This window comes from Serratia sp. CY33525 (genome assembly GCF_052169115.1).
Taxonomy (GTDB): Bacteria; Pseudomonadota; Gammaproteobacteria; order Enterobacterales; family Enterobacteriaceae; genus Serratia; species Serratia sarumanii.
Genome location: NZ_JBJNLK010000003.1, coordinates 46,619 through 65,676, shown reverse-complemented (window position 1 = coordinate 65,676; position 19,058 = coordinate 46,619). Strand labels below are relative to the sequence as shown.

Below are 19,058 nucleotides of genomic sequence, written 5' to 3'. Positions count from 1 at the left end.
GCGTTAAGCTTATACATAAACTCAACTTGCCACTTATTGTGGGCAAAGACGCGGTGAGATACAACCGAACCGCCCCCATGTAGGGTCAATTCTTACTGTGACAACAGGAGTCAACCGTGGTGCCATTTTTTGATAAATCACAAACCGTCGATAAGGCAAGCGCGCTGCCTGGCCGCACCACGCCAATGCCTGTCGCAACGCTCAACGTGGTCACCGAACACTCGATGACCCAGGTGCCAGCAGGCATGGAGGTGGCGATCTTCGCCATGGGCTGTTTCTGGGGCGTTGAGCGCCTGTTCTGGCAGCAGCCGGGCGTCTACAGCACCGCCGCCGGCTACAGCGGCGGCTACACGCCGAACCCGACCTACCGCGAAGTGTGCAGCGGCCAGACCGGCCACGCCGAAGTGGTGCGCGTGGTGTTCGATCCGCAGGTCGTCAGCTACAAACAGCTGCTGCAGGTGTTCTGGGAAAATCACGATCCGGCGCAGGGCATGCGCCAGGGCGGCGACGTCGGCACCCAGTACCGCTCGGCGATTTATATGCTGAGCCCGGAGCAGCAGGCCGAGGCGGAAAGCAGCCTGCAGCGCTTCCAGCAGGCGATGGAGGCGGCAGGCGACAAGCGCGTCATCACTACCGAGATCGCGCCGGCGCTGCCGTTCTATTACGCGGAAGACGATCATCAGCAGTACCTGTTCAAGAATCCGGAAGGCTACTGCGGGCTGGGCGGCACCGGCGTTTGCCTGCCGCCGCAGGGCTGATCCGATGCCGGCCGGCGGCACTTTTTTAACCGCTGGCGGCTCCTGTGGGGCAACTGCTATACTGTGCGGGCCGCTTCTGCGGCCCGATAGCTTCCCTTCTGGTTGTTATCGCTGCTTTTTTTACTATGTACTACCCTTCCTCAAGAGCGCCGGCATCCCGTCGGCACGTATGGATAGATTATGTTAAACAGTATTTTACTGATTCTTTTTCTGATCGCGGTGAGTGCGTTCTTCTCACTGTCGGAAATCTCTCTGGCCGCCTCGCGCAAGATCAAACTGAAGCTGATGGCGGACGAAGGCAACGTCAACGCCGCCAGAGTGCTTAAACTGCAAGAAACCCCAGGCATCTTCTTCACCGTGGTGCAGATCGGCCTGAACGCCGTGGCCATCCTCGGCGGTATCGTCGGCGACGCGGCTTTCTCTCCCACCTTCAAGGTGTTGTTCGATCGTTTCCTGTCGCCCGAACTGGCGGAACAGGTCAGCTTCATCTGCTCCTTCGTGCTGGTGACCAGCCTGTTTATCCTGTTCGCCGATTTGACCCCGAAGCGCATCGGTATGATTGCACCAGAGACGGTCGCCGTCCGGATCATCAACCCGATGCGTTTCTCCATCATGATCTTCCGCCCGCTGGTGTGGTTCTTCAACGGCATGGCCAACCTGATCTTCCGTATGTTCAAGCTGCCGATGGTGCGCAAGGACGACATCACCTCCGACGACATCTACGCGGTGGTGGAAGCCGGCGCCCTGGCGGGCGTGCTGCGTAAGCAGGAACATGAGCTGATTGAAAACGTGTTCGAACTGGAATCGCGCACCGTGCCGTCTTCGATGACCTCGCGCGAAAGCGTGGTGTACTTCGACCTGCGCGAAAGCGAAGAGAGCATCAAGGAGAAGGTCTCGACCCATCCGCACTCCAAGTTCCTGGTGTGCGACGGCCATATCGATCAGGTGGTCGGCTACGTCGACTCCAAAGACCTGCTGAACCGCGTGCTGGGCAACCAGAGCCTGGTGCTGAGCAGCGGCGTGCAGATCCGCTCGGCGCTGATCGTGCCGGATACGCTGACGCTGTCCGAAGCGCTGGAAAGCTTCAAGACCGCCGGCGAAGACTTCGCGGTGATCCTCAATGAATATGCGTTGGTGGTGGGCATCATCACCCTCAACGACGTGATGACCACGCTGATGGGCGATTTGGTCGGCCAGGGCCAGGAAGAGCAGATCGTGGCGCGCGACGAAAGCTCATGGCTGATTGAGGGCGGCACGCCGATCGACGACGTGATGCGCGTGCTGGATATCGACGAGTTCCCGCAGGCGGGCAACTACGAGACCATCGGCGGCTTTATGATGTATATGCTGCGCAAGATCCCGAAACGCACCGACTTCGTCAAATACGCCGGCTACAAGTTCGAAGTGGTGGATATCGACAGCTACAAGATAGACCAGTTGCTGGTCACCCGGCTGAGCGACAAACCGGCGGCGGTGCTGCCGAAAGCGCCGGAAGACACCCCGTAGCTTGACGGCGATAAGACAAAAACATCAGCGGCCCCATCGGGGCCGCATTTTTTTACCGCTGTCAGCGAGGTGTTCACCCCATCTCGGCCTGCAGCAGCAGCACCTGACGGTTCACTTCAGACATCACGCTGAAATGGCGCTTGTCGCGAATCTTCGGCGGCAGGATTTTCCCCTCGTCGAATTCAAATGCGCCCACGTCCTTGATATACAGCCTTCCGCGAAACAGGGTCTTAACGTACTTCGCCACTTTCAAAGGGTTATAACGCTGGAAGATTCTCATTCTTTTACGCTCCTCCCGTTGATCCATGCGCTCAGCGAGCCGCCAAAGGTGGCAGCCTCGAAATTCAGAACGCAACTTGATTGCATGTAGTAGACCCAGTAAAGACCAGATCGTTCACTTCTGCCCGGTGATCTGCACTGGATTTACACTTTTTGACAGAATTGTATATGATAATTTATAACGTTTTCAGGATATCCCTTCAAAATCTGATGATTAGCGAACCAAGGGAAAATCTGCGATCCGGTTAACAGGACAGACCTCTTATCACATCCTATGCTTTAGGCTGTCGAAGTGCTGTCGCACAAATTCCCCCCATTACAAGGAGAAAGCATGAAAACAAGTCGCATGCTGATGGTATCCCTGCTGCTCGCCCCGCTTTTCGCTTCCGCGCACAACTTCCAGCTCCAGCAGCGCGTGGCGCCGGTCGGCGTCAGCGACAAAGGAGAGCTCAATTACGCTGAAGGTAATTTTAGCTACCAGAACTGGAACAGCGCGCAGCTCAGTGGAAAAGTGCGAGTGATACAACATATTGCCGGCCGCAGCTCCGCCAAAGACATGAACGACCCACTGATTGAAGCGATCAAGAAGGCGAAGCTACCACACGATCGTTACCAAACGACGACAATCGTCAACACCGACGATGCCCTGATGGGCACCGCGATGTTTGTGCGCAGCAGCATTGAAGACAGCAAGAAGGAGTTCCCGTGGTCGCAGTTTATCGTCGACAGCGACGGTAACGTGCGCAAGGCCTGGGATCTGCAGCCGAAAGGCTCCGCCATCGTGGTGCTGGATAAGCAAGGGCGCATTCAGTTTGCCAAAGACGGCGCGCTGACGCCGGAAGAGGTGCAGCAGGTGATGTCCAAGCTGCACCAGCTGTTGGCGAACTAACTCAGAACAGCGACACCCGGAAGCCGGGGTTGAGGAAGGATTCACGCGGGGTATAGAGCAACGGCCTGCCCTGCCAATCGTGAATTTGCGCCCCGGCGGCCACCGCCACCGCATGCCCTGCGGCGGTATCCCAAATGTTGGTCGGCCCGAAGCGCGGATAGAGCTGCGCCTTGCCTTCCGCCACCAGGCAGAACTTCAGCGAGGAGCCGACGGACACGGTCTGGTGCTCGCCCAGCTGCTGCAGATAATCTTTCAGCTCGTCGTCGATATGCGAGCGGCTCACCACCACCAGCGGCGGGTGCGCATTGCTGACGCCGATCGCCTGCCGCACGCCCTTCTCTTCTTTCCAGGCCTTGCCGCGCTCCGCCAGATACAATACGTCTATCGCCGGCGCGTACACCACGCCCATCACCGCCTGCCCCTCTTCAATCAGGGCGATATTGACCGTGAACTCACCGTTGCGGTGCAAGAACTCTTTGGTGCCGTCCAGCGGATCGACCAGCCAGTAACGCGTCCAGCTGCGGCGCTCTTCCCACGCCGGCGGATCTTCTTCCGACAGCAGCGGCACCTCCGGCGTCAGCGCCGCCAGGCCGCGCTTGATGATGTGATGCGCCGCCAGATCGGCCGCCGTCACCGGTGAATCATCTTTTTTCTGTGCGACATCAAGCGGTTGTTCACCGTCGTACACCGCCATGATCGCCGCCCCCGCCTCGCGGGACAGTTGGCAAATTCGCTCTAACATCATGCACCTCAACTCTGCATCTCCGTGGGAAATTTCCCTCTGTCTCTGCTAGCAGACTAGTTTTTTTTACGCCGAATATCCATCTCAACCGGCTAACCCCCGGGAATTCCTCAGATCTTGTTGGGCGCAACTGTGAACTTCCCCGCGTTACCTGCCGCCGTTTTCTGCCACACTTCACAGTTTACTGTGGCAAGCAATGTTAATTACATTTCCCTCTGCGATAACACTCGAATAATGGAATGGAGAGCCCCCAAATGATGAAGCATCCACTGACGCTGTCCGCGCTTGCGCTGCTGGTGTGCGCCTCGGCGCAGGCGGCCACCGTCGATCTGCGCGTGCTGGAAACCACCGATCTGCATAGCAACATGATGGACTTCGATTACTACAAGGACACGCCGACCGACAAGTTCGGCCTGGTGCGCACCGCCAGCCTGATCCAGCAGGCGCGCCAACAGGCCACCAACGCGGTGTTGGTGGACAACGGCGACATCATTCAGGGCAGCCCGCTCGGCGACTACATGGCGGCCAAGGGGTTGAAGCCGGGCGACGTGCACCCGGTCTATAAGGCGATGAACACGCTGGACTACGTGGTCGGCAACATCGGCAACCATGAATTCAACTACGGGCTGGACTACCTGAAAAACGCCATCGCCGGCGCCAAATTCCCGTACATCAACGCCAACGTCGTCGACGCCAAAACGCAAAAACCGCTGTTCACGCCCTACATCATCGTCGATACGCCGGTGAAAGACCGCGACGGCAAGGCGCATACGCTGCGCATCGGCTACATCGGCTTCGTGCCGCCGCAGATCCTGGTGTGGGATAAAGCTAACCTGCAGGGCAAAGTGACGGTGGACGACATCACCGCCACCGCCAAGCGCTACGTGCCGGAAATGCGTAAACAGGGCGCCGATCTGGTGGTGGCGATCCCGCATTCCGGGCTGTCCAGCGAGCCTTACAAGGCGATGGCGGAAAACTCGGTCTACTACCTCAGCCAGGTACCGGGCATCGACGCCATCATGTTCGGCCACGCCCATGCGGTGTTCCCGAGCAAGGACTTCGCCAACATCAAAGGCGCGGATATCGATAAAGGCCTGCTGAACGGCGTACCGGCGGTGATGCCGGGCCAATGGGGCGATCATCTCGGCGTGGTCGACCTGCAGCTCAACAACGATGGCGGCAGCTGGAAAGTGACCGCCGCCAAAGCGGAAGCGCGGCCGATCTACGACAAAGAGAACAAGAAATCGCTGGCGGCGGAAGACGCCGCGCTGGTGAAAGTGTTGGCGGACGATCACAAGGGCACGCGCGAGTTCGTCAGCCAGCCGATCGGCAAATCCGACGGCAACATGTACAGCTACCTGGCACTGGTGCAGGACGATCCGACGGTGCAGATCGTCAACAATGCGCAGAAGGCCTACGTTGAACATTACATTCAGGGCGATCCGGATCTGGCCGATCTGCCGGTGCTGTCGGCGGCGGCGCCGTTCAAGGTCGGCGGCCGCAAGAACGATCCGGCCAGCTTCGTCGAAGTGGAAAAGGGCCAGCTCACCTTCCGCAACGCCGCCGATCTCTATCTCTACCCCAATACCCTGGTAGTAGTGAAGGCCAGCGGCAAAGAGGTGAAAGAGTGGCTGGAGTGCTCCGCCGGCCAGTTCAACCAGATCGACGTCAACAGCGCCAAGCCGCAGGGCTTGATCAACTGGGACGGCTTCCGCACCTATAACTTCGACGTGATCGACGGCGTCAACTACCAGATCGACGTCAGCCAGCCGGCACGCTACGACGGCGAATGCCAGCTGATCAACGACAAGGCGGAGCGCATCAAGCAGCTGACCTTCAACGGCAAGCCGATCGATCCGAACGCCACCTTCCTGGTCGCCACCAACAACTACCGCGCCTACGGCGGCAAGTTTGCCGGCACCGGCGACAAACACATCGCCTTCGCTTCGCCGGATGAGAACCGTTCGGTGCTGGCGGCCTACATCAGCGCCGAAACCCAACGGCACGGCGCGGTGCATCCGCAGGCGGACAACAACTGGCGTTTGGCGACCTTCAGCAGCCAACAGCCGCTGGATATCCGCTTCGAGACTTCGCCGTCGGACAAAGCGACGGCGTTTATCAAGGAGCACGCTCAATATCCGATGACCGCCGAGGGCAATGACCGTATCGGCTTCACGGTCTATCGCATCGATTTAAGCGCGAAATAATCACCCGGCCGGGGCCATCCCCCGGCCAGCTTCGCTATTTTCCCACTGGCGCGCCCTTTAAATTGCATTTAAAATACATGTTATAAAATTCCTTCGTTTAAAGAGGCACTACCATGGATTACCGCAACCAATCCCTTGGCGCGCTCGCCATCGCCATTCCCCGGGCATCCCGGCTGTTTCGCCAGCATCAGCTGGATTTCTGCTGCGGCGGCCGGCAGTCGCTGGCGCGCGCCGCCGAGCGTAAAGGGCTGGACATCGACCAGTTGGAGAACGCGCTGGCCGCACTCGCCGCCACGCCGGAACAAAGCCGGGACTGGCGCACAGCGCCGCTCGGTGAAGTGATCGATTACATTCTGCCGCGCTTTCATCAGCGGCACCGCGAGCAATTGGCCGAACTGGTGCTGATGGCGGAAAAAGTCGAACGCGTGCACGGCGACAAACCCAGCTGCCCGCGCGGGTTGGCGAAGCAGCTGAACCTGATCCGTCTGGATCTGGAGAATCACATGATGAAAGAGGAGCAGATCCTGTTCCCGCTGATCAAACAGGGCATGGGGCCGCAGGCCGCCGGACCGATCTCGGTGATGGAGCATGAACATGACGAAGCGGGTGAGCAGCTGGAAGTGGTGAAGTTCCTCACCGATAACGTGACGCCGCCGGAGGGCGCCTGCACCACCTGGCGAGCGCTGTACACCGGCATCGATGAGTTTATCGGCGATCTGATGGAGCACATCAGCCTGGAAAACAATCTGCTGTTCCCGCGCGCGCTGCGCGGCGCATAAAATAAGGGCGCCACGAAGGCGCCCGGAGCAATCCTCGGTGGGATTACAGGATTTCCAGCAGCTCGACGTCGAACACCAGCACGCTGAACGGCGGGATGGACGCGCCTGCACCACGCTCGCCGTAGGCCAGGTTATGCGGGATATACAGCTGCCATTTGGAGCCGACCGGCATCAGGGTCAGCGCTTCGATCCAGCCTGGGATCACGCCGCTGACCGGGAATTCTGCCGGCTGACCGCGCTCAACCGAGCTGTCGAACACGTCGCCGTTGATCAGACGACCGGTGTAGTGCACGCGCACGCGGTCCTGACGGGACGGGATCGGGCCGTTGCCCTGCTCCAGCACGGAGAACTGCAGGCCGGACTCGGTCAGCGTCACGTCGTCGCGCTTGGCGTTGTCGTCCAGGAATTTCTGGCCTTCAACCGCCATCGCCTGCTGGCGCTCGCGGCGCACCGCGTCCGCACGCTCGTGGATTTCACGCAGCGCACGGTGCACCACGTCTACCGGAACCGCCGGGGCATTCCCTTCCAGCGCGTCACGCAGGCCCGCCAGCAAAGCTTCCGGTTGCAAACCTTCCAGCCCGGACTCTTGCAGCTGCTGGCCGACCTGTAAACCAATCCCGTAACTTGCTTGCGCTTCAACGCTGTCAAAAGAAGGGGTTGTCATGGGGTTTTCCTTAAGTCTGTAAAAAGTCGAAAGCGCAGCATAACAGCGCGTCAATGCCGGGTAAAATCTTGTGTGGAGAATGATGACTTTTGTCGTAGAAAAAGAAACAATAACCTTCTGTTAACGCCCGCAGCCGCAAACCCCGGCCCTGCCGCTCAGCCGCCTTTCACTTCAATCAGTTAGCGGACTATACTGAAAGCAGGATATCGGGCAGGCGACGCGCTTGCCGCGCCGCGCTCATTATTTCGCCGTCGAAGAGAGGTCACCATGGGCAGAATCGCGCCCAGGAGAAGGAAAACCACCCGCATCTACCAGCCGCTGCTGCGCACCTGGCTGAACGTCAGCCAGCGCCTGAAATCGGGCGCCGCACCCACGTCTGAAGGCGCGGAACCGCCATCGGAGCCACCGCCGGCCAACGACAAAATGCAGCAGGTCAAAGCGCTGCTGGCCAAAGTCTGGCATCTGCCGGACGGTTTCCATTGGATGGAGCCGCTGCCCTACTTTCACCGCCGCTGGGTGCTGATCTTCGGTATCATCCTGCTGCTGGCCCTGCTGTGGCCCTACTCGCCCGAAAGACAGCCGTTCCCGGTTTCCCAGCAGGAAACCAGCGTGCCGCTGCAGGCCGAGCGGCAAAACGGCGGCGGCGCCACTCCAGCCAACGAACCGACGCCGGCGGGCAACTGGCAGCGTTACCAAATTCAGCCCGGCCAGACCCTGGCGCAGCTGTTTCGCGACAACAATCTGCCGGTGAATGAAGTGTTCGCCATGGCGCAGGTGGAAGGCGGCGACAAGCCGCTGAGCAACATGAAAGCCGGCCAGGAAGTGCGCATCGAACGCGGTGCCAACGGCATGATTAACGCGCTGTCGGTGACCACGGTGGACAACAGCCAGGCGCTGTTCCGCCGCCAGGCCGACGGCAGCTACCGCCGGGAACGTTAACCTCTACAGCTGCGCCAGTAAAAACTCGCGCAGCACCACGCCCTGGTTGTGCTCGGTATCTTTGCTGCCATACAGCAGCGTCAGCGCTTGCCCCTGCCGTAACAGCGCCACCAGCGGCCGCCAGGCGTCGTTGGCCGCCAGCTGTTGGCGATAACGCACCTCGAAGACCGCCCACTGGTCGGTATGCTGATGGAACCACTTGCGCAGCTCATCATCCGGCGCCACCTGTTTCAGCCACTGCACGCCCGTCAGCCGCTCCTTGCTGATGCCGCGCGGCCATAGCCTGTCTATCAGATAACAGTGTTCCGGCGCCGGCGCGCTGAAATCGTAAACCCGCTGTAGCGTAATCTTTGCCATCGCACGCTCTCCTTTTTATCCCGTCTTCAAGCGTAGCGCGTTTTGCCGGGCGCAGAAAAGCAAAACGCCAGCGCGAGGCTGGCGTTTTAACCGGGTTAACAGCAGCGTAAATTACGCTTCTGCAACCACAACTACATTCAGCTGTGCGAACACGTCGCTGTGTACCTGGAAGTGCACTTCGTGCTCGCCAGTGGTACGCAGAACGCCGTTCGGCAGACGAACTTCGCTCTTGGCAACTTCAACGCCTGCCGCAGTCACTGCGTCAGCGATGTCGCGGGTGCCGATAGAGCCGAACAGTTTACCTTCGTCGCCAGATTTGGAAGCGATGGTGACTGAACCCAGTTCGTTGATCTTGGTTGCGCGAGCTTCAGCAGCAGCCAGAACGTCAGCCAGTTTGGCTTCCAGTTCAGCACGGCGTGCTTCGAAGAACTCAACGTTTTTCTTGGTAGCAGGAACAGCTTTGCCCTGTGGTACCAGGAAGTTACGAGCGTAGCCCGCTTTAACGTTAACTTGATCACCCAGGCTGCCCAGGTTTGCTACTTTATCAAGCAGAATAACTTGCATTACCTTATCCTCTCAAAGTCGTTAATGGACAGTGGCCGATTACTGATGACGATCAGTGTACGGCAACAAAGACAGGTAGCGCGCGCGCTTGATAGCACGGGCCAGCTGGCGCTGATATTTTGCACGAGTACCGGTGATACGGCTCGGTACAATTTTACCACTTTCGGTGATGTAGTTTTTCAGCGTAGCGATGTCTTTATAGTCAATCTCTTGAACGCCTTCCGCGGTGAAACGGCAGAACTTGCGACGACGGAAATAACGTGCCATTTGGCTAGTCTCCAGAATCTATCAATTCAATCTGCTCGGCATGCAGAACCAATTTGCTCAGCCCGTTGCGCCCTTGATGGCAGCTTACAAAGCCTTGCACGGTAATCTGACTGCCGACCGTTAATCTTTGAGTTAGTGCTTGTGACTGTTGTCCGCTGACAACCACGGGCATTCGGCACCATGCTTGTCTGCTGAATCCGGCTTCCATCTGCTGCGAACGGTGCTCTAGCACAAATTGGCAGTGCGGTATCCCGGAAGGACTCACTTTTCGAACCGGCGCCTTGCACACAGTGCCCGACAAAACCAGACGATTAGCCGTCACGGCGGCAATTACTCTTCAGAATCCCCAGCATCTGCATCATCTGCGGTTTCGTTAGCGAAGTCTTCGCGGCGATCGCCACGACGTTCGTCTTTCGCTTTAACCATCGGAGATGCTTCAGTTACCGCGTGCTTAACGCGCATAACCATGCTGCGGATAACGGCGTCGTTGAAGCGGAAGTTAGTTTCCAGCTCATCGATCGCTTCCTGCGGCGCTTCAACGTTCAGCAGAACGTAGTGAGCCTTGTGCAGTTTGTTGATCGGATAAGCCAGCTGACGGCGGCCCCAGTCTTCCAGACGGTGAATCTGACCTTGCGCGTTAGTGATGGTAGCACTGTAACGCTCGATCATGCCCGGAACCTGTTCGCTTTGGTCAGGATGGACCATAAAAACGATTTCGTAATGACGCATCGAATTGCTCCTTACGGATTATTCAGCCTCCTGTCAGGGTCAACCGCGGCCCATGGAAGCAAGGAACGTGTTTAGTGTGCGGCTGAAAAATGACGCGTAATCATACTGACGCAGGGCGGGAAACTCAAGGACTGCGTAGGTTTTATTCGCGTTAATGCGAGGCGTTACGGGAAATAGCACGATTTGCTCGTGGGAGAACCTATGTACGCCGATCCATCGGTTTCAAAAATCTTTCAATGAAATCAGCGCTGAGTCACAAATCTATTTCACTTTTTTTGAAAGAGGCCATCAAAAGACCCCGCTTTTTAATCCGCCGCAACGGACTAAAATTAACCATATCCGCCGCAGACAGCGCGACGAAAAAGATTCCAGGTTATTCAATGCAGATAAATGACTTTTTGCCGCAGCGACACTCGCTGTCAGGCCGTAACGGCAAAAAGTAAGAGAGGCACTATGAAACGCATCATTCTCGCAACGGCGCTGGCCGCCCTGTTCTCCGCCAACGTAATGGCCGCCACGGAGATCACGTCGCACCAGGCCGATCAACGCCAGAGCGTCGGCTTCATCACCCTGAACCAGAACGTGGTTTCGCCGGATGACGCCAGCAGCCAGGTCAGTAAAATCGCCGATCAACGCGGCGCGACCTCTTATCGCATCATCGCCCTGCACGAACCGGGCGACAACAGCACGATGCACGTCAGCGCCGAGCTGTATCGCTAAAGAGACAAGCCACGCCAGGGAAATCCCCAGGGCTTCATCAGAAAGCCCGTTCAGTCCGCACCGGAGCGCCGCTCGTTGGGCGCTCCGCTTTCCTCATCACAGCTTGAGCAGCGCCGGCATGCTGAACGCCTTGCCCGGATTGTGCAATTGCAGCGCCGTCCGCAGATAGTTCGTTCGCGTTTGCAGCAGCTCTGCGCTTTCCGCCAGCGTCGCCCGCTGTTCGAACGAGAGCGCACCGGCTGCCGCGGGGTGAGTGGGCGCCGCTTTCGCCGCGGAGGCGAACAGCGCCGTCACGTTTTGCATCGTCTGCGCGGTGATGCGCGACAGCGGATTCGCCTTGTTTTGCCGCGCCTTGCCGTCGGCGGCCCCCAACATCTCGCTGAAGGCCGCTGAGTTAAGCTCGGCGCGTGCTTTCATCGTTCCCATTAAACCGTCCGCACTGCCGATGTTTTTTATCATGCCCTTTGCTCCTTGCTACCCTGAAAGAATTCACGCTGGCATTCTCCCCTTTATTCGGCCAAACGATGGCCGAAACAGCAGGCACAGAGAGGTGCAATTCCAGGCATCGCGCCAGGATGCATACTACAGCTCGCGGCGGAAGAAGTCGGCCGTGGCGGACAGCGCCAGCGGCGTGATGCGGTGCTTCACCCCCGGTTCGACGAGCGACGTCAGACGGCTGCCCGCACCTTGCCGGCGCAGTTCAGCCGCCAAACGCAGGCTGTCCGCCGCCGGCACCACGTCGTCCGTCTCGCCGTGCCACAGCAGCAGCGGCCGCCCGGCGATCGTCTCCAAACGCCCCTCCAGCTCATATTCCGCCAGCACGGCGGTGCGCGCCGCAAACGCCGCCGGCGAGAGCGCCTCGCCCTCTGCGCCCAACGGCGGATACAGCGTTTGCGCCAGCGAACGGTAATAGCCGGAACCCATCAGGCTGGCGGCCGCCCGGACCCACGGGAAGCGCGCGAAGGCGCCAAGCGCGGTCATGCCCCCCATAGAGGCGCCGGCGACGCCGATACGCCCGTCGGCAATCAGGCCGAGCCGCTCGAAGTGCGCCTTGATCTGCGGCAGCTCGTCGATATTGCTGCGCAGGATCTCCCAAAACGTGGCCAGACGCCGCGCCTCATCGCCGTCGAAGCGCTCGCCGTGCCGATCGGCATCCGGCAACACCACCCGAAAACCGGCGCGCGCCAGCGCATAGGCGAAGTAGGCGTACACCTCTTTCGACGAGGTATAGCCGTGACAGAAGAACACCGTCGGCAACGGCCGATGATACTGCCCCGCCGGCACCGCATGGATCACCGCGATATCGCCCGCCCGCTCGTCATGAATTTCGATCATCCGTTCATCCTCATCGCACCTGTTGGCAATTCATCATGACAAACTTGCGCCAGCCAGCGTTAGCTCAATCTGTTCCAGCTTATATTGCGTTACACTGAAGCCATCTACCGGCTCTTCCGAGGTCATCATGACGCTTGTCCGTACACTCATCATCCTGACGCTGGCCGCACAGCTTTCCGCCTGCGGCATCATGACCACCACGCCGAAACCGCCGCCGCCGCCCACCGCACAGGCGCAGGAGATCGTCCGCGCGCAGACCGCCGAGCTGGTGAAGATAGGTACCGTCACCGCCGTAGTGCGCGGCAGCCCGATGGACGTGGAAGCGGAGATCCAGCGCAAGGCCACCGCCGCCGGCGCCCGGTATTACGTGATCATCATGAACAGCGAAACCGTCGTGCCGGGCCAATGGTATTCCCAGGCGATCCTGTATCGGTAAGGCGGGGATTTTTTAAGCAGATTTACACTGGCTTTGCACAGGCTGAAGTAGGGTGTTGCACACTGGCGGACAGCATGCCGCATGTTGCGGGTGCGATTCAGGATCTGACGAAGGGGAACGCCATGAAACGCTCCACCGCACTCACCTCCCTCCTGCTTTCAGTAGGGCTGCTCAGCACCGGCGCACAGTCCGCCGAACTGGCGCCCGCCGATCGCGTGACGCCGCTCAGTGAAATCGCCGAGATCACCTTTAACGATCTGCCCGGTTCACCGCAGGAGGCGGAGCAGGCCATCGCCCGCACCGCCGGCCAGCACGGCGCCAGCTATTACCGCATCCTGCGGATGGAAGAACAGGCGCACCCGCTTGGCTGGCGCGCCTCGGCCATCTTATACCTTTAATAGCTCATGCAAGCCGCATTCAACACGCCGCCGCTGACGGAGACGCCCCCCAGGAAAATCCCGGCGGCCAGGTGGTTCGCTTCGATCTTGTCGCTGATGCGTGGCATGTAGATCTTCACGGCCGCGAACAACAGCAGTTGCACCACCAGCGCCACCACGCCCCACAGCAGGTAATCCAGCAGGCTGATCGAGTTGATCGCCGCGCTGGCCAACGGGATCACATACCCCAGGCAAGCGCCGATGAAAGCAAAGGCGGCGGATTGGTTATCGGCCTTGATCAACGCCCATTCGTCGTGCGGGGTGATGCGGGTATAGACGAACAGAAACACCAAAACCATGGCGAAACCGCTGAAGAAGTAAGAGGCGAACGCCGCCAACGCGCTGAGAATATCCATGTGCATTTTCCTGTCAGAGTGAGACTGAATTAAAAAGGTTTTCGCCGCCGCGCGCCACCCTTTTCCCTAACCGCCGATGGCGCGGTTCAGCAGCAGTTCGCACACCTCGGCCGACAGCAGGCTCTCGCCGCGGTGATCCAGCGTCAGATGGCACCAGGCGTCGGCTACCTGCGGGCTGGCGTGCTGCAGCAGCTGCGCGGCGCAGCACAGATCGAACAGCTGCTGGGTCAGCAGCCGCCCCATCTCCTCACTCGGTTGCCGGGCGCGCTGCTGCCACTGCCGCCAGGCATGATCGAACAACCGATTCTGGCCGCGCACCGGCTGCAGTTCGAACTGCAGCATCTCGAGCGCGCCCGGCAGTTTGTGCAGGCTGCGCAATACGTCCAGACACATGATGTTGCCGGAACCTTCCCAGATGCTGTTGACCGGCATCTCGCGATACAGGCGCGGCAGCTCGCTCTCTTCGCAGTAGCCGATGCCGCCCAGCACCTCCATCGCCTCGGCGATGAACGGCATGCCCTGGCGGCAGATGCTGTATTTGGCCGCCGGGGTCAGCAGGCGGCTGTAGATCAGCTCGCCCTCATTGCTGCGGCTCTCCCAGGCGCGGGCCAGCCGGAACAGCAACGCGGTATGCCCTTCCAGCCGCAGCGCCATGCGCGCCAGAACCTGACGCATCAGCGGCTGTTCGATCAAGAGCTTGCCGAACGCCTGCCGCTGCAGCGCATGATACAGCGCCACCGACAACCCGCGGCGCATCAGGCCGTGGCTGCCGAGTGAGCAGTCGAAACGGGTCAGGCCGCCCATCTTCAGGATATGCCGCACGCCGTCGCCCTCCTCCCCCAGCAGCCAGGCGGTGGCGTCCTGAAATTCCACTTCGCTGCTGGCGTTGGAACGGTTGCCCAGCTTGTCTTTCAACCGCTCCAGGCGAATGGCGTTGCGGCTGCCGTCCGGCAAAATGCGCGGCAGGAAGAAGCAGGACAACCCGCCTTCGGCCTGCGCCAACACCAGGTGCGCATCGCTCTGCGGCACCGAGAAGAACCACTTGTGCCCCACCAGCCGGTAGGCTTCACCCGGCCCGCGCGCGCCGAGCGGCGCGGCGGTGGTGGTATTGCTCAGCACATCGGAGCCGCCCTGTTTCTCCGTCATGCCCATGCCGATCAGCAGGCCGCGCTTTTGCCCGCCGGGCAGCAGGTGAGCGTCATAACGATCCGACAGCAGCGGCGTCAGCCAGGAGCGAAACTCGGCCGGTAACGCCTGCAGCAACAGCGGCGTAGCGCCGAAGGTCATGGTCACCGGGCACAGCGTGCCGGCCTCGACCTGCGCATGCAGCATAAAGCGCGCGGCGCGCGCCACGAAGGAACCGATGCGCGCATCCTCCTGCCAGGGCAGGTTGTGCACCCGGTTGGCGATCAGCCCCTGCATCAGGATATGCCAGGCGGGGTGAAAGCGAACGTCGTCCAGCCGCTGGCCAGTGGCGTCGTAGCGCAGCAGCTCCGGCGGGTTGGCATTGGCCAGGCGCCCCAGCTCCAGCGACTCCTGGGTGCCGAGCTGCTGGCCCAGCGAGGCCAATACCTCGGCGTCCCAGCCGCCCTGCTCGCGCTGCAACGCTTCGCGCAGCGGCGTATCGGAGAGAAACAGGTTGCTGTTGCCCAGCGGCTTGGGTTGGTTAAAAACGGTGTGCGTAGTCCAGACCATGAGAGTGCTCCCTGAGAAAAGCGTCAGGAGTAAGTATGGTCGGCGCAGAGATTTCTGCCGCAGGCGGGATCACAAGAGGGGGAATTAACGGGAGCACTAAGCCCCCGTCAGAAGAATCAGCCGCGCTGGCGCACCGCTTCGAACAGGCAGATGCCGGTGGCGACCGACACGTTCAGCGAAGAGACGGTGCCGGCCATCGGGATGCTGATCAGTTCGTCGCAGTGTTCGCGGGTCAGACGGCGCATGCCTTCGCCTTCCGCGCCCATCACCAACGCCATCGGGCCGGTCATTTTGCTCTGATACAGCGTATGGTCGGCTTCGCCGGCGGTGCCCACCACCCAGACGTTCATTTCCTGCAGCAGACGCAGCGTGCGCGCCAGGTTGGTCACGCGGATCAGCGGCACGTTTTCGGCGGCGCCGCAGGCCACTTTCTTGGCGGTGGCGTTCAGCTGGGCGGAACGGTCGCGCGGCACGATCACCGCGTGCACGCCGGCAGCGTCGGCGCTGCGCAGGCAGGCGCCGAGGTTGTGCGGGTCGGTCACGCCGTCCAGCACCAGCAGGAACGGTGTCTCCACGCTTTCCAGCAGGCCCGGCAGATCGTTCTCCTGATACTGACGCCCCTCGCGCACCCGGGCGATGATCCCCTGGTGCACCGCGCCTTCAACCTTGTCATCCAGCCATTGGCGGTTCGCCACCTGGATCACGATGCCGGTCGCTTCCAGCTCGGCGATCAGCGGTTGCAGGCGGCGATCTTCGCGGCCTTTCAGGATAAACACTTCCAGGAAGCGTTGCGGATCGCGCTCTAACAGGGCTTTGACGGCGTGGATGCCGTAAATAATTTCGCTCATGATGCTCTTTTAAATTCGTGCGGCCGGCGATAACCGGCCGATGATAACGATGTGCGGCAGGTTAAGCCTGCTCGGCACCTTTCTTCTTGGCTGCGCGTTTGGCTTTGGTCGCCGCCGCGATTTTCCGCGTTTTGTCGGACGCTTTCTTGGCTTTCTTTTTCGCCTTCTTCACGTTGTCCGCGGGCTTGGCGTCATCCTGCTTGCGGAAGGCGCTGTCCGGCTCGAAGTTGGCCGGCGGTTTGCCGCCGCGGCGCTTGCCGCGCCCCGGGTTGCCGTTGTCGCGCAGCGTGCGCTGGCCGCCCTTCTTGGCGCGATCGCGCTCGGTTTTACCTTCACCGCGCGCTTTGCGGGTGCTGGACACCAGCGCGAAGTCAATCTTGCGCTCGTCCATATGCACCGCGTCCACGCGGATCTCCACCGTATCCCCCAGGCGATAGACGGTGCCGGAAGATTCGCCGATCAGGCGCTGGCCGATATTATCGTAGCGATAGTAATCATTATCCAGCGTTGATACGTGCACCAGCCCGTCGATGAACAGATCGTTCAGGCGCACGAAGAAACCGAAGCCGGTCACGCTGGAGATGATGCCGCTGAACACTTCACCGACGTGATCCTGCATGAAGTCGCACTTCAGCCAGTCGGCGACGTTGCGCGTCGCTTCGTCCGCGCGGCGCTCGGTCATCGAGCAGTGTTCGCCCAACTGCAGCATCTCTTCGAATTCGCTGTGCCAGCCGCCGGTCGGCGTCCAGCGCTCTTTCGGCTCGCCGTGTTCTTTGGCCAGCTGATATTTGATCGCGCGGTGCAGCGCCAGATCCGGATAACGGCGGATCGGCGAGGTGAAGTGGCCGTAAGACGCCAGCGCCAGGCCGAAGTGGCCGCGGTTTTCCGGATCGTAAATCGCCTGCTTCATCGAGCGCAGCAACATGGTTTGCAGCATTTCGTGGTCAGGGCGCTCGGACACTTCATCCATCAGCACCGCATAGTCCTTCGGCTGCGGCTTGTTGCCGCCGCCCAGCGTCAGCCCCAGCTCGCTCAGCACGCTGCGCAGCGCGGAGATGTGGTCGTCGCTCGGACGATCGTGCACGCGGTACAGCGCCGGCTCGTTGCGTTTCTCGACAAAGCGCGCGGCCGCCACGTTGGCCATGATCATGCACTCTTCGATCAGCTTGTGGGCGTCGTTGCGCACCGTCGGCTCCACGCGCTCGATGCGACGCTCGGCGTTGAAAATGAACTTGGCTTCTTCGGTTTCAAACGCGATGCCGCCGCGCTCGGCGCGCGCCTTATCCAGCACCTTGTACATCACGTGCAGTTCTTCCAGGTGCTTGACCAGCGGATGGTAGTGCTCGCGCAGCTCCTGATCGCCCTGCAGAATGTGCCACACCTTGTTGTAGGTCAGGCGGGCGTGCGAGCTCATCACCGCCTCGTAAAACTTGGCCGTGGACAGGCGCCCCTGGGCGGAGATGGTCATCTCGCACACCATGCACAGGCGATCGACCTGCGGGTTCAGGGAGCACAGCCCGTTGGACAGCACTTCCGGCAGCATCGGGATCACCTGCGACGGGAAGTACACCGAGTTGCCGCGGCTGCGCGCTTCGTCGTCCAGCGCGGTGCGCGGACGCACGTAGTAACTGACGTCGGCGATCGCCACCCACAGGCGCCAGCCGCCGCCGCGTTTCTTCTCACAGTACACGGCGTCATCGAAGTCGCGTGCGTCTTCACCGTCGATGGTCACCAACGGCAGCTTGCGCAGATCGACGCGGCCCTTCTTGGCCGCTTCCGGCACCTGCTCGCTGAGATCGGCCACCTGTTTTTCCACCTGCGGCGGCCAGGTATGCGGGATCTCATGGGTGCGCAGCGCGATGTCCACCGCCATGCTGGTGCCCATCTTGTCGCCGAGGATCTCGACGATCTTGCCGACCGCCTTGGTGCGGCGGGTCGGGCGCTGAGTCAGCTCCACCACCACCATAAAGCCCATGCGCGCGCCGCTGACGCTGTCCGCCGGGATCAGAATATCGAAGCTCAGACGGCTGTCGTCCGGCACCACGAAGCCGGTACCGGCGTCCATGAAGAAACGGCCGACAATCTGGCTGGTTTTCGGCACCAGCACGCGCACGATGCGCGCTTCGCGGCGCCCTTTGCGATCCGCGCCCAGCGCCTGCGCCAACACCACGTCACCGTGTATCGCCATTTTCATCTGTTCGGCAGACAGGTACAGATCGTCTTTGCTGCCTTCAACGCGCAGGAAGCCGTAGCCGTCGCGGTGGCCGATCACCGTGCCGCGCAGCAGATCCAAACGCTCCGGCAGCGCGTAGCACTGGCGGCGGGTAAACACTAACTGGCCATCGCGCTCCATGGCGCGCAGGCGGCGACGCAGCGCTTCCAGCTGCTCTTCACCGCTGAGGCCCAGTTCGTTGCCCAGTTCTTCGCGGCTGGCCGGCGTTTCTCTTTTCGCCAAATGGGCCAGGATATATTCACGACTGGGGATAGGGGATTCGTATTTTTCTGCTTCTCGTTCCAGGAATGGATCTTGTGACATTGCGGTTCCTCCGTT

The 19,058-nt window shown here is 60.5% G+C and carries 24 protein-coding genes; 10 read left to right on the top strand and 14 right to left on the bottom strand.

Going from position 1 to position 19,058, the window contains the following annotated elements:
- The first annotated feature begins 119 nt into the window (after positions 1-119).
- Positions 120-758: a peptide-methionine (S)-S-oxide reductase MsrA gene (gene msrA / locus ACJ8IM_RS09060; RefSeq protein ID WP_101455852.1), complete on the top strand. Its 639-nt coding sequence runs from the start codon at positions 120-122 to the stop codon at positions 756-758.
- Positions 759-938: 180 nt separating this feature from the next.
- Complete coding sequence (locus ACJ8IM_RS09055) at positions 939-2,264, top strand: hemolysin family protein (protein WP_033636802.1); 1,326 nt, start codon at positions 939-941, stop codon at positions 2,262-2,264.
- A 73-nt stretch (positions 2,265-2,337) separates the two neighbouring features.
- Here the strand turns inward: ACJ8IM_RS09055 and ACJ8IM_RS09050 are convergent, their stop codons facing one another.
- Positions 2,338-2,544: a DUF1107 domain-containing protein gene (locus tag ACJ8IM_RS09050; protein ID WP_033636801.1), complete on the bottom strand. Its 207-nt coding sequence runs from the start codon at positions 2,542-2,544 to the stop codon at positions 2,338-2,340.
- A gap of 330 nt (positions 2,545-2,874) precedes the next feature.
- On the opposite strand from ACJ8IM_RS09050, the gene ACJ8IM_RS09045 reads away from it, so the two are divergent.
- The gene (locus tag ACJ8IM_RS09045) at positions 2,875-3,432 is read left to right on the top strand and encodes a YtfJ family protein (protein WP_033636799.1); all 558 of its coding nucleotides are present in this window, start codon (positions 2,875-2,877) and stop codon (positions 3,430-3,432) included.
- Position 3,433: 1 nt separating this feature from the next.
- Here the strand turns inward: ACJ8IM_RS09045 and cysQ are convergent, their stop codons facing one another.
- Positions 3,434-4,174 (bottom strand): 3'(2'),5'-bisphosphate nucleotidase CysQ, encoded by a 741-nt coding sequence (gene cysQ / locus ACJ8IM_RS09040; RefSeq protein ID WP_033654905.1) that lies wholly within the window; start codon positions 4,172-4,174, stop codon positions 3,434-3,436.
- A 254-nt stretch (positions 4,175-4,428) separates the two neighbouring features.
- Between cysQ and ACJ8IM_RS09035 the strand changes: the two genes are divergently transcribed.
- Together ACJ8IM_RS09035 and ytfE are read left to right on the top strand one after the other, a co-directional pair.
- Positions 4,429-6,381, top strand: coding sequence for a bifunctional 2',3'-cyclic-nucleotide 2'-phosphodiesterase/3'-nucleotidase (locus ACJ8IM_RS09035; RefSeq protein WP_033654901.1), 1,953 nt, complete (start codon positions 4,429-4,431; stop codon positions 6,379-6,381).
- 113 nt (positions 6,382-6,494) lie between these two features.
- Positions 6,495-7,160, top strand: a complete 666-nt coding sequence (gene ytfE / locus ACJ8IM_RS09030) for an iron-sulfur cluster repair protein YtfE (protein WP_033648691.1) — start codon at positions 6,495-6,497, stop codon at positions 7,158-7,160.
- A 43-nt stretch (positions 7,161-7,203) separates the two neighbouring features.
- Here ytfE and fklB read toward each other — a convergent pair whose 3' ends face one another.
- Positions 7,204-7,824, bottom strand: coding sequence for an FKBP-type peptidyl-prolyl cis-trans isomerase (fklB, locus tag ACJ8IM_RS09025; protein ID WP_033654900.1), 621 nt, complete (start codon positions 7,822-7,824; stop codon positions 7,204-7,206).
- Between the two features lie 267 nt (positions 7,825-8,091).
- On the opposite strand from fklB, the gene ACJ8IM_RS09020 reads away from it, so the two are divergent.
- Complete coding sequence (locus tag ACJ8IM_RS09020) at positions 8,092-8,763, top strand: OapA family protein (RefSeq protein ID WP_033654899.1); 672 nt, start codon at positions 8,092-8,094, stop codon at positions 8,761-8,763.
- 3 nt (positions 8,764-8,766) lie between these two features.
- On the opposite strand, the gene ACJ8IM_RS09015 is transcribed toward ACJ8IM_RS09020, so the two are convergent.
- The 5 genes from ACJ8IM_RS09015 to rpsF all read right to left on the bottom strand — a co-directional run bounded on the left by ACJ8IM_RS09015 (position 8,767) and on the right by rpsF (position 10,680).
- Entirely contained in the window at positions 8,767-9,120 is a 354-nt protein-coding gene (locus ACJ8IM_RS09015) for a DUF488 domain-containing protein (protein ID WP_033654898.1), read from the bottom strand.
- A 111-nt stretch (positions 9,121-9,231) separates the two neighbouring features.
- Positions 9,232-9,684 (bottom strand): 50S ribosomal protein L9, encoded by a 453-nt coding sequence (gene rplI / locus ACJ8IM_RS09010; protein WP_004933629.1) that lies wholly within the window; start codon positions 9,682-9,684, stop codon positions 9,232-9,234.
- Between the two features lie 39 nt (positions 9,685-9,723).
- On the bottom strand, positions 9,724-9,951 hold the full coding sequence (gene rpsR / locus ACJ8IM_RS09005; protein WP_000135199.1) for a 30S ribosomal protein S18: 228 nt from the start codon (positions 9,949-9,951) through the stop codon (positions 9,724-9,726).
- A 4-nt stretch (positions 9,952-9,955) separates the two neighbouring features.
- Positions 9,956-10,273, bottom strand: coding sequence for a primosomal replication protein N (gene priB, locus ACJ8IM_RS09000; RefSeq protein WP_049233092.1), 318 nt, complete (start codon positions 10,271-10,273; stop codon positions 9,956-9,958).
- An 8-nt stretch (positions 10,274-10,281) separates the two neighbouring features.
- Positions 10,282-10,680, bottom strand: coding sequence for a 30S ribosomal protein S6 (gene rpsF / locus ACJ8IM_RS08995; RefSeq protein WP_004933634.1), 399 nt, complete (start codon positions 10,678-10,680; stop codon positions 10,282-10,284).
- A 236-nt stretch (positions 10,681-10,916) separates the two neighbouring features.
- Between rpsF and ACJ8IM_RS08990 the strand changes: the two genes are divergently transcribed.
- Both ACJ8IM_RS08990 and ACJ8IM_RS08985 read left to right on the top strand, forming a co-directional pair.
- Entirely contained in the window at positions 10,917-11,123 is a 207-nt protein-coding gene (locus ACJ8IM_RS08990) for a hypothetical protein (protein ID WP_125863085.1), read from the top strand.
- A gap of 10 nt (positions 11,124-11,133) precedes the next feature.
- Complete coding sequence (locus ACJ8IM_RS08985; RefSeq protein ID WP_033654897.1) at positions 11,134-11,400, top strand: DUF1471 domain-containing protein; 267 nt, start codon at positions 11,134-11,136, stop codon at positions 11,398-11,400.
- Between the two features lie 96 nt (positions 11,401-11,496).
- On the opposite strand, the gene ACJ8IM_RS08980 is transcribed toward ACJ8IM_RS08985, so the two are convergent.
- Entirely contained in the window at positions 11,497-11,859 is a 363-nt protein-coding gene (locus tag ACJ8IM_RS08980; RefSeq protein WP_033654896.1) for a hypothetical protein, read from the bottom strand.
- 123 nt (positions 11,860-11,982) lie between these two features.
- On the bottom strand, positions 11,983-12,735 hold the full coding sequence (yjfP, locus tag ACJ8IM_RS08975; RefSeq protein WP_033654895.1) for an esterase: 753 nt from the start codon (positions 12,733-12,735) through the stop codon (positions 11,983-11,985).
- Positions 12,736-12,862: 127 nt separating this feature from the next.
- Here yjfP and bsmA point away from each other — a divergent pair, with 127 nt between their 5' ends.
- Positions 12,863-13,171: a biofilm peroxide resistance protein BsmA gene (bsmA, locus tag ACJ8IM_RS08970; protein WP_033648696.1), complete on the top strand. Its 309-nt coding sequence runs from the start codon at positions 12,863-12,865 to the stop codon at positions 13,169-13,171.
- Positions 13,172-13,293: 122 nt separating this feature from the next.
- Positions 13,294-13,569, top strand: coding sequence for a DUF1471 domain-containing protein (locus ACJ8IM_RS08965; protein ID WP_033638652.1), 276 nt, complete (start codon positions 13,294-13,296; stop codon positions 13,567-13,569).
- Here the strand turns inward: ACJ8IM_RS08965 and ACJ8IM_RS08960 are convergent.
- The 4 genes from ACJ8IM_RS08960 to rnr all read right to left on the bottom strand — a co-directional run bounded on the left by ACJ8IM_RS08960 (position 13,566) and on the right by rnr (position 19,043).
- Complete coding sequence (locus ACJ8IM_RS08960; protein ID WP_033636787.1) at positions 13,566-13,964, bottom strand: DUF350 domain-containing protein; 399 nt, start codon at positions 13,962-13,964, stop codon at positions 13,566-13,568. The genes ACJ8IM_RS08965 and ACJ8IM_RS08960 overlap by 4 nt on opposite strands.
- 66 nt (positions 13,965-14,030) lie before the next feature.
- A complete protein-coding gene (locus tag ACJ8IM_RS08955) occupies positions 14,031-15,659 on the bottom strand; it encodes an isovaleryl-CoA dehydrogenase (protein ID WP_033654894.1) in 1,629 nt (542 codons plus the stop codon).
- A 116-nt stretch (positions 15,660-15,775) separates the two neighbouring features.
- On the bottom strand, positions 15,776-16,507 hold the full coding sequence (rlmB, locus tag ACJ8IM_RS08950; protein ID WP_004933653.1) for a 23S rRNA (guanosine(2251)-2'-O)-methyltransferase RlmB: 732 nt from the start codon (positions 16,505-16,507) through the stop codon (positions 15,776-15,778).
- 61 nt (positions 16,508-16,568) lie between these two features.
- Positions 16,569-19,043, bottom strand: coding sequence for a ribonuclease R (rnr, locus tag ACJ8IM_RS08945; protein WP_049212695.1), 2,475 nt, complete (start codon positions 19,041-19,043; stop codon positions 16,569-16,571).
- Positions 19,044-19,058 lie beyond the last annotated feature (15 nt).